The 12,760-nt window shown below is 74.5% G+C and carries 14 protein-coding genes and 1 tRNA gene; 12 read left to right on the forward strand and 3 right to left on the reverse strand.

All coding sequences use genetic code 11. From position 1 onward, the window contains the following. Window positions 1-29: 29 nt before the first annotated feature. The 12 genes from HLA93_RS13240 to gcvP all read left to right on the forward strand — a co-directional run bounded on the left by HLA93_RS13240 (window position 30) and on the right by gcvP (window position 10,400). Window positions 30-103 (forward strand) — tRNA-Pro (locus HLA93_RS13240). Between the two features lie 412 nt (window positions 104-515). Beyond that, window positions 516-731: a hypothetical protein gene (locus tag HLA93_RS13245; protein WP_222195252.1), complete on the forward strand. Its 216-nt coding sequence runs from the start codon at window positions 516-518 to the stop codon at window positions 729-731. Window positions 732-870: 139 nt separating this feature from the next. After that, on the forward strand, window positions 871-1,539 hold the full coding sequence (locus HLA93_RS13250) for a CDP-alcohol phosphatidyltransferase family protein (RefSeq protein ID WP_222194875.1): 669 nt from the start codon (window positions 871-873) through the stop codon (window positions 1,537-1,539). Continuing rightward, the gene (locus HLA93_RS13255) at window positions 1,536-2,471 is read left to right on the forward strand and encodes a DUF881 domain-containing protein (RefSeq protein ID WP_222194876.1); all 936 of its coding nucleotides are present in this window, start codon (window positions 1,536-1,538) and stop codon (window positions 2,469-2,471) included. The genes HLA93_RS13250 and HLA93_RS13255 overlap by 4 nt, the downstream gene beginning before the upstream one ends. Window positions 2,472-2,474: 3 nt before the next feature. Beyond that, window positions 2,475-2,807, forward strand: a complete 333-nt coding sequence (locus HLA93_RS13260; protein ID WP_222194877.1) for a small basic family protein — start codon at window positions 2,475-2,477, stop codon at window positions 2,805-2,807. Continuing rightward, entirely contained in the window at window positions 2,804-3,778 is a 975-nt protein-coding gene (locus tag HLA93_RS13265) for a DUF881 domain-containing protein (protein WP_222194878.1), read from the forward strand. The genes HLA93_RS13260 and HLA93_RS13265 overlap by 4 nt, the downstream gene beginning before the upstream one ends. 100 nt (window positions 3,779-3,878) lie before the next feature. Then, on the forward strand, window positions 3,879-4,280 hold the full coding sequence (gcvH, locus tag HLA93_RS13270) for a glycine cleavage system protein GcvH (RefSeq protein WP_222194879.1): 402 nt from the start codon (window positions 3,879-3,881) through the stop codon (window positions 4,278-4,280). Window positions 4,281-4,575: 295 nt separating this feature from the next. Beyond that, window positions 4,576-5,121, forward strand: coding sequence for an oxoglutarate dehydrogenase inhibitor Odhl (gene odhI / locus HLA93_RS13275; protein ID WP_164702279.1), 546 nt, complete (start codon window positions 4,576-4,578; stop codon window positions 5,119-5,121). Then, window positions 5,118-5,840, forward strand: a complete 723-nt coding sequence (ftsR, locus tag HLA93_RS13280; protein WP_222194880.1) for a transcriptional regulator FtsR — start codon at window positions 5,118-5,120, stop codon at window positions 5,838-5,840. The genes odhI and ftsR overlap by 4 nt, the downstream gene beginning before the upstream one ends. Before the next feature lie 106 nt (window positions 5,841-5,946). Further along, on the forward strand, window positions 5,947-6,438 hold the full coding sequence (locus tag HLA93_RS13285; RefSeq protein ID WP_222194881.1) for a bifunctional nuclease family protein: 492 nt from the start codon (window positions 5,947-5,949) through the stop codon (window positions 6,436-6,438). Window positions 6,439-6,692: 254 nt separating this feature from the next. After that, window positions 6,693-7,265, forward strand: coding sequence for a MerR family transcriptional regulator (locus HLA93_RS13290; RefSeq protein ID WP_222194882.1), 573 nt, complete (start codon window positions 6,693-6,695; stop codon window positions 7,263-7,265). Window positions 7,266-7,391: 126 nt separating this feature from the next. Continuing rightward, window positions 7,392-10,400, forward strand: a complete 3,009-nt coding sequence (gene gcvP / locus HLA93_RS13295; protein WP_308128111.1) for an aminomethyl-transferring glycine dehydrogenase — start codon at window positions 7,392-7,394, stop codon at window positions 10,398-10,400. 18 nt (window positions 10,401-10,418) lie between these two features. Here gcvP and HLA93_RS13300 read toward each other — a convergent pair whose 3' ends face one another. The 3 genes from HLA93_RS13300 to coaA form a co-directional block, all read right to left on the reverse strand. Continuing rightward, a complete protein-coding gene (locus tag HLA93_RS13300; RefSeq protein WP_222194883.1) occupies window positions 10,419-11,351 on the reverse strand; it encodes a serine hydrolase in 933 nt (310 codons plus the stop codon). A gap of 95 nt (window positions 11,352-11,446) precedes the next feature. Next, entirely contained in the window at window positions 11,447-11,641 is a 195-nt protein-coding gene (locus HLA93_RS13305; protein WP_222194884.1) for a DUF5999 family protein, read from the reverse strand. A 137-nt stretch (window positions 11,642-11,778) separates the two neighbouring features. Next, complete coding sequence (coaA, locus tag HLA93_RS13310) at window positions 11,779-12,741, reverse strand: type I pantothenate kinase (protein ID WP_222194885.1); 963 nt, start codon at window positions 12,739-12,741, stop codon at window positions 11,779-11,781. Between the last annotated feature and the right edge of the window lie 19 nt (window positions 12,742-12,760).

Raw genomic sequence — 12,760 nt, forward strand, 5'->3', positions numbered from 1 at the left:
CCCGGCGGGTCCGCCGGAGGCTCGGAGCTCGGGCTGTAGCGCAGCTTGGTAGCGCACTTGACTGGGGGTCAAGGGGTCGCAGGTTCAAATCCTGTCAGCCCGACAGAGCAGTTCAGAGGCCCGGACGCCACGGCGTCCGGGCCTCTGTCGTTCCCGAGCCACGTCGTCACCAGCGTCCCTTCCCGCCGGCCGTCGTGACTCCCGGCCCGTGCGGACCCCTGTTCCCCGGGTCCGCTGCTCCCCGGGTCCGCTGCTCCCCGGGGCCCCAGCTCTCGTGGTCCGCGGCCGGGGTGGAGGCCGGTGCTGTCGTGCACGGTCGGCGCGGTGGCCGGTACCGGGGAGCTGCCGCTCCCGCGAACCGCCCGGCAGAGCCGCGCGTGGGACGCGGGCCTACGGTGCCGGTGACACGGTGGTCCGACCCGGGTGCCGTCCGCGCGGACGGGCGGTCCGGGCCGGCCCGTCGACGAGGGTCCCGGCCACGTCGTGGTCCGGTGCCGGACGGAGAGGACAGTGCGATGCCCGAGGTGACCACCCGGCTGCTCCAGCCGGGAGTCGAGCCCGACCCGCAGTACCCCCCGCTCGACCCGACCGAGCCCGCGCCGGCCGACCCCGGGCCGCTCCTGCCGGACACGCCCGAGGACCTGCCCCCGGCCCCGGCCGAGCCGGCGCTGCCGCCGGCGCCGATCGTGCCCCCGGACGACCCCGAGGACCCACAGCCGGTCCCGGCCTGACCGGGCGGCCGGTCCGTGCGCGGCTGACCGCGGTCCGTGCCGACCGGGGGAGAACCGGTGGTCGGCGGGCCGGTCGCGGGCCGGGTGGTGGACACCGGGCACTAACCTGGCCCGCGGTGGACAGCGAGGTGGAGCGGCGATGACGACGGCGGACGATCGGGCGACCGACGTCCCGGCGGACGGACCCCGGGTTCGCCGGGACCCCGTCCTCCCGGCGAACCGGGACGACCTGGGTGACCAGGTGCTGACCGTGCCCAACCTGCTGTCGGTGGTGCGGCTGCTCGGCGTCCCGCTGTTCCTCTGGCTGCTGCTGGGGCCGCACGCGGACGGCTGGGCGATCGTCGTGCTGGCCCTGTCCGGCGTCACCGACTGGGCCGACGGCAAGCTCGCCCGTGCGCTGGGGCAGTCCAGCCGGCTGGGTGCGCTGCTGGACCCGGCGGCCGACCGGCTCTACATCGTGGCGACGCTGGTCGCCTTCGTCATCCGCGACGTGGTGCCGCTGTGGGTGGTCGCGGTGCTGCTCGGGCGGGAGTTGGTGCTGGGGGTGACCCTGCTGGTGCTGCGCCGCGCCGGCTGGCCGCCGCTGCAGGTGCACTACCTGGGCAAGGCGGCGACCTTCCTGCTGCTGTACGCCTTCCCGCTGCTGCTGCTGGCCGACGGTGACGGCACCGCTGCGGCCATCGCCGCGCCGATCGCCTACGCGCTGACCGTGTGGGGCGCCGCGCTGTACGTGCTCGCGGGGGCCTTCTACGTGGTCCAGGCGGCCCGGCTGCTGGCCGGCGGCGACCGGGTCGGGGCCGGCCGGTGAGCGGCCCGCCGCCGGGTCGGCAGCGCTCGCTGGGCGCGTCGCTGCTGGACCAGGTGCTCGCCGAGACCGTCGACCCGGCCTACCGCCAGGCGACGGAGGCCCGGGCGGCCCGCCGAGCGCACGCCGCGGCCTCGGGCGAGCCGCCTGCCCCGCGCCCCTGGCTGCGCCGGAACCGTGGCCAGCTGCTGGTCGCGTTCACGCTGCTGCTCACCGGCCTCCTCGCGGCGATCACCTACCGCGAGGCCGCCGCCGGGGCCCAGGGGCGGGAGGAGGCACGTCAGGCGCTCCGCGAGGACGTCGTGGAGGAGACCGAGGCCAACGCGGAGCTGGTCGCCCAGCTAGAGGACCTCACCGCCCGGGTGGCCAGCACCCGGCAGGACGCGCTGGCCCGCAGCGTCGTCGGCCAGCGCGCGCTCGAGCAGCTGGCCGCCGCCGAGCAGGGGGCCGCCGTGCAGCCCGTCTCCGGACCCGGCGTCCGCGTCACCCTGGGCAACGCGCCCCCGGCAGCCGACAGCGACCCGGTCGGCGGGTCCGACCAGGTCGCCCTCGCCGGGATCGTCCAGGACGGCGACCTGCAGCTCGCGGTCAACGCGCTGTGGGCGGCCGGGGCCGAGGCGATCAGCATCGACGGCCAGCGGATCGGTGCCACCACCGCGATCCGCCAGGCCGGTGACGCGATCCTGGTCGACTTCCGGCCGGTGCTCAGCCCGTACGAGATCGAGGCGATCGGTGACTCCGAGGACCTGGCTCGGCGCTTCGTGACCAGCCCGGAGTCGACCACCCTGGGCGGGCTGACCAAGAACTTCGGCGTCGTGTTCGACTACGCCCGGGTCGACGACCTCGACCTGCCGGCCGGCACCAGCGCGGAGCTGGGCCATGCCGAGCCGCTGGCCGAGGACCCCACCACCGACCCGCCCACCGACGGAGGCTGACGCGTGATCCCGATCCTCGGACTCGCGGTCGGTGTGGTGCTGGGGCTCCTGCTCGACCCCAGCGTGCCGCTCTGGCTGCAGCCGTACCTGCCGATCGCGGTGGTCGCCGCCCTCGACGCGGTCTTCGGTGGTGTGCGTGCCCGGTTCGACGGCATCTTCGACGCCAAGGTCTTCGTCGTGTCCTTCGTGTCGAACGTCGTGGTCGCCGGGCTCATCGTGTTCCTCGGCGACCAGCTCGGCGTCGGTGCCCAGCTGTCCACCGCGGTCGTCGTCGTCCTCGGGATCCGGATCTTCGGCAACGCCGCCGCGATCCGCCGGCACCTGTTCCGCGCATGAGCAGCGGGCAGCAGCCCGGCCGCTGGGCCGGCCAGGGCCCGGGCCGCCGGCCGGGACGGGCCGACGACGCAGGCACGCCCGGTCCGGCTGCCGACCAGCCGGCGGGGACAGAGCCCGTCCTCGATCAGCCGGACGCTGACCGACCGGCCGCCCACGAGCCGGACGGCGATGCGCCGGTCGCCGGGTGGTGGGCGCCCGACGGAGCGGCGGAGGAGCGGTCGGCCGGCAGCGAACCCCCGGACGAGCCGTCCGGGTCCGACGGCACCGCCACCGCACCGCGCCGCCGGCGGGACCCACTGGCGGCCCTGCTCATCGGCGTCCTCACCCTCCTGCTGGGCTTCGCCTTCGCGGTGCAGGTGCGCAACACCGACACCGACCAGGCCCTGGTGGGTGCCCGCGAGGAGGACCTGGTCCGCATCCTGGACGACCTGACCGCGCAGCAGGACCGGCTCCGCCAGGAGATCTTCGACCAGCGGACGGCGCTGGAGCAGCTCGGCAACTCCGACAGCGCCGCCGCGGCGGCGCTGGCCGAGGCCCAGCAGCGAGCGGAGACGCTGGGCATCCTCAACGGCACGGTCCCGGCGCAGGGGGAGGGGCTGATCATGACCATCCGCGACCCTCAGGACGCGGTCACCGTCGCCGACGTGCTCAACGCCATCCAGGAGCTCCGTGGGGCCGGCGCGGAGACGATGCAGATCAATGACGTCCGGATCGGGGTCAGCAGCGCGGTCACCGGCAAGCCCGGCGACCTGGCCATCGACGGCATCCCGATCGAGTCGCCCTACGTCTTCGAGGTCATCGGCTCACCGCAGGACATGGCCACCGCGATGAACATCCCCGGCGGGGTCTCCTCGTCAGTCGTCAACCGGCGCCAGGGGAGCGTCGACATCGTCCAGTCCGAGCAGGTCGTGGTGGACGCGTTGCGGCCGCTGGACGAGCCTCAATACGCTGAGCCCCGCGCCGGGGACTGATGAAGGACCTCGGTGCCCCCCACCTCTCGCTCCGCTCGATGCGGGCCCCTGCACCGAGGCCGACACACCCCTCTGCACACCGAACACTGGAGATGCCCGCATGGCCACGCCCGATGACCGCCGTTACACCGACCAGCACGAGTGGGCGCTGGTCCAGGGCACCGAGGGTGCCGACACGGTGGTCCGGGTCGGGATCACCGACCACGCCCAGGACGCGCTGGGCGACATCGTGTTCGTGCAGCTGCCCGAGGTCGGCGCCGAGGTCGCGCCGGGCGCGGCGATCGGCGAGGTCGAGTCGACCAAGTCGGTCTCCGACGTCTATTCCCCGGTGACCGGTGTGGTGACCGCGGTCAACGACGTGCTCACCGACGCCCCGGAGACCGTCAACAGCGACCCCTACGGCGCCGGCTGGCTGGTCGAGGTCCGGGTGAGCGGGTCCGAGGACCCCACGGCCGACCTGCTCGACGCGGCGGCGTACGAGGCCGTCGTCGCCGGCTCCTGACCCCCTCGCCGGTGCCGGTCCCGCGTCGCAGCGCCCGGCGCCCCGGCGTGCGGACGGTCGGACACCCCGCCGGTCGGGCGGCTGCAGCGGCGATCACTATCATCACCGCAGACGGTCGAGCCGTGAGTCCAGCGGCAGCACCCGACCCTCACCCTGTACGTGCGGTTGACCCTCGGGTCGGCCGCTGGTTCCATGATCCCCGGCCCGCCCGCGACCATGCGGCGGCCGACCTGCGGCGGGCCGACCGGCTCGTCGTCCGCCGGCCGACCGCGGCCGTACCACCAGGCCCGCGGCGGTGCCCCCTGCACCGGAGGAGACCGACGTGCTCTGCACTCGATGTGGCCACCAGAACCCCGAGGGCAGCCGCTTCTGCGCGCAGTGCGGCGCCGCGCTGAGCCCCGAGCGGGTCGGTGAGTCGACCAGCATCATCCCCAAGGTCGGCGGTGAGGACTCCGGCGAGCAGGCCGAGGTCGCCGAGTCGACCGCGGACGCGCACGCTGGCGCCGTCGAGTCCCTGCCGGCCGGGTCCGCCCTGCTGGTGGTCAAGCGTGGCCCGAACGCCGGCAGCCGCTTCCTCCTCGACCAGGAGGTGACCACCGCCGGTCGGCACCCCGACAGCGACATCTTCCTGGACGACGTGACGGTCAGCCGCCGGCACGTGGAGTTCCACCGCGAGGGCGGCGGCTTCACCGTGCACGACGTCGGCAGCCTCAACGGCACCTACGTCAACCGCGAGCCGGTCGACGTGGCCTCCCTCGCCGGCGGCGACGAGGTGCAGATCGGCAAGTTCCGCCTGGTCTACCTGACCGGGCCGCGGACGGGCGAGCCGGCCGGCGCATGACCGCGGTGCCCCAGCCCAGCGGCAGCGCTGACCGGGACACCGACGACACGACGCCCCGGTTCACCATCGGCGAGGTCCTCTCGCTGCTGCGTGCGGACTTCCCCGAGGTGACGATCAGCAAGATTCGTTACCTGGAGTCCGAGGAGCTGGTCCACCCCCAGCGGACCCCGTCGGGCTACCGGAAGTTCTCCGGTGCCGACGTCGGCCGGCTGCGGTACGTGCTGGCCGCCCAGCGGGACCAGTACCTGCCGCTGCGGGTGATCAAAGAGCAGCTGGACGCGCTGGACCGAGGCGAGTCCGTGTCTGCCGCCGGCGACGGCCCGGGTGGTGCCGGCGAGGTCGTCGGCGCCGCCCCCGTCCCGGCGGCCGAGTTCGCCCGGGCTGCCGGCCTGACGGATGAGCAGCTGGCCGACTGCGTGCAGTTCGGGCTGGTCAACCAGGACGCCCAGGGTCGGCTGCGCACCGGTGACCTGCCGGTGGCCCGAGCCGCGGCGGGCCTGGCCCGGCACGGCATCGAACCGCGCCACCTGCGGGTCTACCGCACCGCCGTGGAGCGGGAGGCGGCGCTGCTGGAGCAGCTGGTCGCCCCGGTGCTGCGGGCACGGTCGGAGGAGGCGCACTCCCGCGCGGGGGAGCAGCTGCAGGAGCTCGCCGGGCTCTCCGCCCAGCTGCACTCGGCTCTGCTGGCCGCCCGGCTCCGCGAGGTCCTCGGCGGCTGATCACTGGCGTACCGTTGGTGTGGCAGGGGCACGCTCCGACGCAGACCGGCCGGCGCCGGGAGCGGACGTGCGGCCGACGGGGGAAGTCAGCGGAGGGGAGTCAGCCGTGCAGGAGCTCAGGGTCGTCGGCGTCCGGGTCGAGCTGCCGGGCAACCAGCCCATCCTGCTGCTCAAGGAGACGCAGGGGGAGCGCTACCTCCCGATCTGGATCGGTGCGGTCGAGGCGGCGGCGATCGCCTTCGAGCAGCAGGGCGTCCGCCCGGCCAGGCCGATGACGCACGACCTGCTGCGCGAGGTGGTCACCGCGCTGGGCGCCAGCCTCGAGGCCGTGCACATCACCGAGATGCGCGACGGGATCTACCTCGCCGAGCTGCTGTTCGGCGACGAGCGGACCGTCAGCGCCCGTCCGTCCGACGCGGTCGCGCTCGCCGTCCGCACCGGCGCCCCGATCTACGGGGCGGAGTCGCTGCTCGACGAGGTGGGGATCGAGATCCCCGACGAGCAGGAGGACGAGGTGGAGAAGTTCCGCGAGTTCCTCGACAACATCAGCCCCGAGGACTTCGGCGCCGGCTCCGGGTCCGGCGGCGGCCCGGCCTGAGGAAGGACCCCGCTGCCCCCACCGCTCGCAGGCTCGCGGCGGGCTCCTGCAGCGGGGCCGATGGATCGCGAACTGTCACCCCTCGGGGGTGACCACGGCGACACGCCGCCGCCTTCGGTTGACCGGTCATCCGAGCGCGCCTACGGTCAGCGAATCACGTGTGTGGAACTCCCTGAGCCCCGCCTCGTGACCGTCCCGGCGACAGCGCGGGCGCGGCCCAGGTGCTGGGTGCAGAACTCGAGGAGGCGCTGCCCATGAGCGATCAGGACAACGGATCGCAGGGTCAGCTGTTCAGCGACGCGGCCGTGGGTGCTCCCTCCTACGACGAGGTCGACACCGACGTCGTCGGCTATCGGGGCCCGACGGCCTGCGCCGCCGCCGGCATCACGTACCGGCAGCTGGACTACTGGGCCCGCACCGGTCTGGTCGCCCCCTCGGTGCGCACCGCCACCGGTTCGGGCACCCAGCGGCTCTACTCCTTCCGCGACATCCTGGTGCTCAAGGTCGTCAAGCGACTGCTGGACACCGGCGTCTCGCTGCAGAACATCCGCAAGGCCGTCGACCACCTGCGCACCCGCGGGGTCAAGGACCTGGCCAACATCACCCTGCTGTCCGACGGCGCCACGGTCTACGAGTGCACCTCCGCGGAGGAGGTCGTCGACCTGCTCGCCGGGGGCCAGGGCGTCTTCGGCATTGCGGTCTCCGGCGCGCTCCGCGAGCTGTCCGGTGAGCTGGCCGAGCTGCCCGCCGAGCGGCTGGACGGCAGTGGTCCGGCCGCCGACGACGAGCTGTCCGCCCGGCGCCGTCGCCGCGCCGCCAGCGCCTGACGAAGGAACTCCTCACCCCACCGCTCGACGCCCGCGGTGGGCCCCTGAGCGGGGGCCGGTCCGCATCACCGTCGGGCCTCGGCGGACGCGCCGGTGGGGCGCTGCGCCGCTGGTAGCGTCGTTGCAGTGGGTGACCTGAACTCTGGCTCTGACGGACTCCGCACCGGGGCGCTGCCCTCGCTCGCCGAGCTGACCACGCAGGGGTCGTTCGCGGCCCGGCACATCGGTCCGCGACCGGACGACACGGCGGCGATGCTCGAGGTCGTCGGCCACGACTCGCTCGCCGCGCTGGCCGACGCCTGCGTCCCCGAGGGGGTCCGCGACCGGACGCCGCTGGACCTGCCGGCCGCGGCCGACGAGGCCACCGTGCTGGCCGAGCTGCGGGAGCGGGCCGCGGCGAACGAGGTGTTCACCTCGATGATCGGCCTGGGGTACAGCGGCACGATCACCCCGACGGTCATCCAGCGGAACATCCTGGAGAACCCGGCCTGGTACACCGCCTACACGCCGTACCAGCCCGAGATCAGCCAGGGCCGCCTCGAGGCACTGATCAACTTCCAGACGATGGTCGCCGACCTCACCGGCCTGCCGGTCGCCGGGGCCTCGATGCTCGACGAGGCGACCGCCGCGGCCGAGGCGATGACCCTGGTGCGCCGGGCCGGCCGGGCGAAGGCCGACGCGGTGTTCGTCGTCGACGCCGACACGCTGCCGCAGACCCTCGCCGTGCTCCGCACCCGGGCCGAGCCGCTGGGCATCGGTCTGCACGTCACCGACCTGTCCGGTGGCTGGCCCACCGACCTGCCCGAGGCCGGTGCCTTCGGCGTCCTGCTGGCCCACCCCGGCGCCAGCGGTGCGGTCCGGGACCACCGGGCGCTGGCCGAGGCCGCGCACCAGGCCGGTGCCGCCGTCGTCGTCGCCGCAGACCTGCTCGCCCTCACGCTGCTCGAGGCGCCGGGGGAGTGGGGCGCCGACGTCGCCTGTGGCACCACCCAGCGCTTCGGCGTCCCGATGGGCTACGGCGGCCCGCACGCCGGTTACCTGGCGGTCCGGGAGGGCCTGGCCCGCCAGCTGCCCGGCCGGCTGGTCGGGGTGTCGGTGGACGCAGACGGCGACGTCGCCTACCGGCTCGCGCTGCAGACCCGTGAGCAGCACATCCGCCGGGAGAAGGCGACCAGCAACATCTGCACCGCGCAGGTGCTGCTGGCCATCATGGCCGGCGCCTACGCCGTCTACCACGGTCCCGAGGGGCTCACCGCGATCGCGGCCCGTGTGCACCGGACCGCCTTGGCGCTGGCCACCTGGCTGCGCGCCGGCGGGCTGTCGCTGGTGCACGAGGAGTTCTTCGACACCCTCAGCGTCTCCGTGCCCGGCCGGGCCGACGAGGTCATCGCCGCGGCGGCCGCGCGCCGGGTCAACCTGCGCCGGGTGGACGCCGACACCGTCGCGGTCGCCGTCGACGAGACCACCACGCTGCCGACGCTGGAGCTGGTGGCCGAGGCGTTCGGGGTGACCCCGGACCACGCGGTGGCCGACGACGGCGGCGCCGACGCCCTGCCGGCCGCGCTGCGCCGCCGCACCCCGTTCCTGACCCACCCGGTGTTCAGCGAGCACCGGTCGGAGACGGCGATGCTGCGCTACCTGCGCCGGCTGTCGGACAAGGACCTGGCGCTGGACCGCACGATGATCCCGCTGGGCTCGTGCACGATGAAGCTCAACGCCGCCACCGAGATGGCCGCGATCACCTGGCCGGAGTTCGCCGGGCTGCACCCGTTCGCCCCGGTCGAGCAGGCGCGTGGCTACGCCCAGCTGATCGGTGAGCTCTGCGACGGGCTGGCCGAGGTCACCGGGTACGCCGCCGTCAGCGTGCAGCCCAACGCCGGCTCGCAGGGCGAGTTCGCCGGCCTGATGGCCATCCGCGCCTACCACCACAGCCGCGGGGACGCGCACCGCGACGTCTGCCTCATCCCGTCCTCGGCGCACGGCACGAACGCGGCCAGCGCGGTCATGGCCGGCATGCGGGTCGTCGTCGTCGCCTGCGACGAGGCCGGCAACGTCGACCTCGCCGACCTGCGGGGCAAGGTCGACGCCCACGCCGAGCGGCTGGCCGCGATCATGATCACCTACCCGTCGACGCACGGGGTGTTCGAGACCGAGGTGCAGCAGATCTGCGCCGCGGTGCACGACGCCGGCGGGCAGGTCTACGTCGACGGCGCCAACCTCAACGCCCTGGTCGGGCTGGCCAAGCCGGGCCGGTTCGGCTCCGACGTGAGCCACCTGAACCTGCACAAGACCTTCTGCATCCCGCACGGCGGCGGCGGCCCCGGCGTCGGGCCGATCGGCGTCCGGGAGCACCTGGTGCCCTTCCTGCCCGGCCACCCGCTGGTGGAGACCGGCGGCACCGGCGCCCCGATCTCGGGTGCGCCCTGGGGGTCGGCGGGGATCCTGCCGATCTCCTGGGCCTACCTGCGGCTGATGGGCCCCGACGGGCTGCTCAAGGCCACCGAGCACGCGATCCTCGCCGCCAACTACGTCGCCGAGCGGCTGCGGCCGCACTACCCGGTGCTCTACACCGGGGCCACCGGCCTGGTGGCGCACGAGTGCATCCTGGACATCCGGCCGCTGACCAAGGCCACCGGCGTCACCAACGACGACATCGCCAAGCGGCTGATCGACTTCGGTTTCCACGCGCCGACGATGAGCTTCCCGGTGGCCGGGACGCTGATGGTCGAGCCGACCGAGAGCGAGGACAAGGCCGAGCTCGACCGGTTCGTCGAGGCGATGGTGCACATCCGCGGGGAGATCGAGAAGGTCGCGACCGGGGAGTACGACCGCACCGACAACCCGCTGCGCAACGCCCCGCACACGCTGAAGATGCTCGCGGGGGAGTGGGAGCGGCCGTACCCGCGCGAGGTGGCCGTGTACCCGGTGCGGCAGCTGGTGGGCCGCGGCTACCTGTCGCCGGTGCGCCGGATCGACGGTGCCTACGGTGACCGCAACCTGGTGTGCTCCTGCCCGGCACCGGAGGCGTTCGAGGAGCCGCACGAGGCGCACCCGCCGGTGGCCAGCGAGCCCTCCCGCGCGCAGGGCGCCCCGGACGACCTGGGTACCACGCTGGACGTCGTCGGCCAGCGCTGAGCCCGGCGCGGGCCGGGGTCAGGTGCCGCTGACCACCGCGGTGGCAGCGGCGTCGAGCGCCTCGCGCGCGGCTGCCCAGGTGGTGCTGGTCGGGAAGTCACCGAGCAGCACCACCACGCGGCCGTCGGCCAGGACGGCGGCCGAGTGCAGCTGCCGGTGGCCGTCCACGCAGCACATCCAGCCCTGCTTGGCGGCGACCGCGCCGGTGGCCCGGGCGTCGGTGGAGAGCAACCCGAACTGCTGGTCGAAGCCGTCGGCGGCGGTGGCCGTGGTGGCCTGCATCCATCCGATGAGCGTGGCCAGGTCCGCAGGCGACAGCGCGTCCTGCAGGCCGGCCAGGAAGGTCGCGTAGTCGGCCGCCGTGGTCGTCGACTCGCCCCACTGCCCGGCCGTCTCCGGCGGGGCGGTGCCGGTCAGGCCGAACTCCGCCGCGGCGGCGGTGACCAGGTCCGCGCCGTCGAACCGGGTCCACAGCGTGCTCATCGCGTCGTCGTCGGAGGCGGTGACCGCGCGGCGCATCAGCGCAAGGTCGTCGTCGTCCAGGCTCAGCTCACCGGCCTCGTCCCGGGCCAGCAGCTGCTGCACGACCAGCAGCTTGACCAGCGAGGCGGTCGGCAGGGGGTCGTCGGCCCCGCTGCCGGCCACCAGCTCGGCGCCGTCGCCGTCCAGCACGACCACCGCGATCGACCCGCCGGCGGCCGAGGCCGCGGCGTCCACTGCCCCCAGGACGGCCGAGACGTCCACCGCCACCGGGTCGGCCGCGGCCGGCACGGTGGCCGACGCCGTGGCTGGCGCGGTGTCCGGCTGCGGGCTCGCCGCGCTCGCCACCGCGGCGACCGGCGGGTCACTCGCGGTCAGCGCGAGCACCCCGCCGGCGGCCAGCGCCGGCGTGAGCAGCGCCGCGGCCAGCCAGTGCCGGACTCGGCGGCGGGGCACCCGGTGGTGGACCATGCCCGGCAGCCTCGGCGGCCGGGCTGTGCCGGTGCTGTGGTCGCTCCCAGGGGAGCCCCAGCGTCTGCAGCCCGGGGGTCAGCAGGACCCGGAGGTCAGGAGACCGCGGACAGCGTCCACCGGCGGTCGAGCACGACCCGGCCGTCGGGGAGCAGCTCGCCGTCGTCGTCGAAGAGCACCACCCCGTTGCACAGCAGGGTCCAGCCCTGCTCGGGGTGCCGGCTCACCGGGACGGCGAGGACGCGGTCGTCGGCGGTGGGGGCAGGGCAGCGGGCGGCGTGGGTGCACATGCGGGTGTCCAGTCCTGGAGCTGCGGAGGCGGTGGCGCCGCGACGCCGCGGCGGACCGAGTGTGCGCGTGGTCACGGTGGCCCGGGGCGGGCGACACCTGACCAGGTCGCCGGCCGGCCTCGTCAACTCCCGGCGGCTCAGAGCTTGCGCAGCAGCACCCGGCGCACCGAGTGGTCGGCCGCCTTCTGCAGCACGAGCCGGGCACGGGAGCGGGTGGGGGCGATGTTCAGCCGCAGGTTCGGCTCGTTGACCGCTGTCCAGATGCCGCGCGCGGTGGTGGTCGCCTCCTCGTCGGTCAGGTCGGCGAAGCGGTGGAAGTAGGCGCTGGTGTCCTGGAACGCGGTGCGGCGCAGGGCCAGGAAGCGCTCGACGTACCACTGGGAGATGTCGTGCTCGGTGGCGTCGACGTAGACCGAGAAGTCGAAGAAGTCGGAGAGGAAGACCTCCGGTACCCGCCCGTCGGCGCGCCCGCCGGCCTGCAGCACGTTGAGCCCCTCGAGGACCAGGACGTCGGGGGAGTCGACCACCTGCCGCTCCCCGGGCAGGACGTCGTAGGAGGAGTGCGAGTACAGCGGGGCGCTGACCGCCGGCTTGCCGGACTTCACGTCGGCCATGAACCGCAGCAGGGCCCGCCGGTCGTAGCTCTCCGGGAACCCCTTGCGGCCCAGCAGCCCACGGGACTCCAGGACGGCGTTGGGCAGCAGGAAGCCGTCGGTGGTGACCAGGTCGACCCGCGGGGTGTCGGGAGCCGCGGCGAGCAGCGCCTGCAGCAGCCGGGCGGTGGTGCTCTTGCCGACGGCGACGCTGCCGGCGACGGCGATCACGAAGGGGACCTTCTCGGTGCGCGCCCCCAGGAACTGGGTCTGCGCCGCCCACAGGCGCCGGCTCGCGGTGACGTGCAGGTGCAGCAGCCGGGCCAGCGGCAGGTAGACGGTGGCGACCTCGTCCAGGTCGATGCGGTCGCCGAGCGTGGCCAGCGCGCGCACGTCGGCGTCGTCCAGCGGCAGCTCGCCGCCCGCCGCCAGCGCCCGCCACGACGCGCGGTCGAAGGCGGTGAAGGGCGAGACCTGGGCTCGCGTTCCGGCCGTCACGGCGCCCATGGTGCCGCCTGCCCGCCCG

It is taken from the genome of Modestobacter italicus (genome assembly GCF_019799965.1).
Classification (GTDB): Bacteria; Actinomycetota; Actinomycetes; order Mycobacteriales; family Geodermatophilaceae; genus Modestobacter; species Modestobacter italicus_A.

Coding starts and splice junctions, on each gene's coding strand:
- HLA93_RS13245 (WP_222195252.1), top strand. CDS start 516: ATGCCCGAGGTGACCACCCGGCTGCTCCAGCCGGGAGTCGAGCCCGAC.
- HLA93_RS13250 (WP_222194875.1), top strand. CDS start 871: ATGACGACGGCGGACGATCGGGCGACCGACGTCCCGGCGGACGGACCC.
- HLA93_RS13265 (WP_222194878.1), top strand. CDS start 2,804: ATGAGCAGCGGGCAGCAGCCCGGCCGCTGGGCCGGCCAGGGCCCGGGC.
- gcvH (WP_222194879.1), top strand. CDS start 3,879: ATGGCCACGCCCGATGACCGCCGTTACACCGACCAGCACGAGTGGGCG.
- ftsR (WP_222194880.1), top strand. CDS start 5,118: ATGACCGCGGTGCCCCAGCCCAGCGGCAGCGCTGACCGGGACACCGAC.
- HLA93_RS13290 (WP_222194882.1), top strand. CDS start 6,693: ATGAGCGATCAGGACAACGGATCGCAGGGTCAGCTGTTCAGCGACGCG.
- HLA93_RS13300 (WP_222194883.1), bottom strand. CDS start 11,351: ATGGTCCACCACCGGGTGCCCCGCCGCCGAGTCCGGCACTGGCTGGCC.
- HLA93_RS13305 (WP_222194884.1), bottom strand. CDS start 11,641: ATGTGCACCCACGCCGCCCGCTGCCCTGCCCCCACCGCCGACGACCGC.
- coaA (WP_222194885.1), bottom strand. CDS start 12,741: ATGGGCGCCGTGACGGCCGGAACGCGAGCCCAGGTCTCGCCCTTCACC.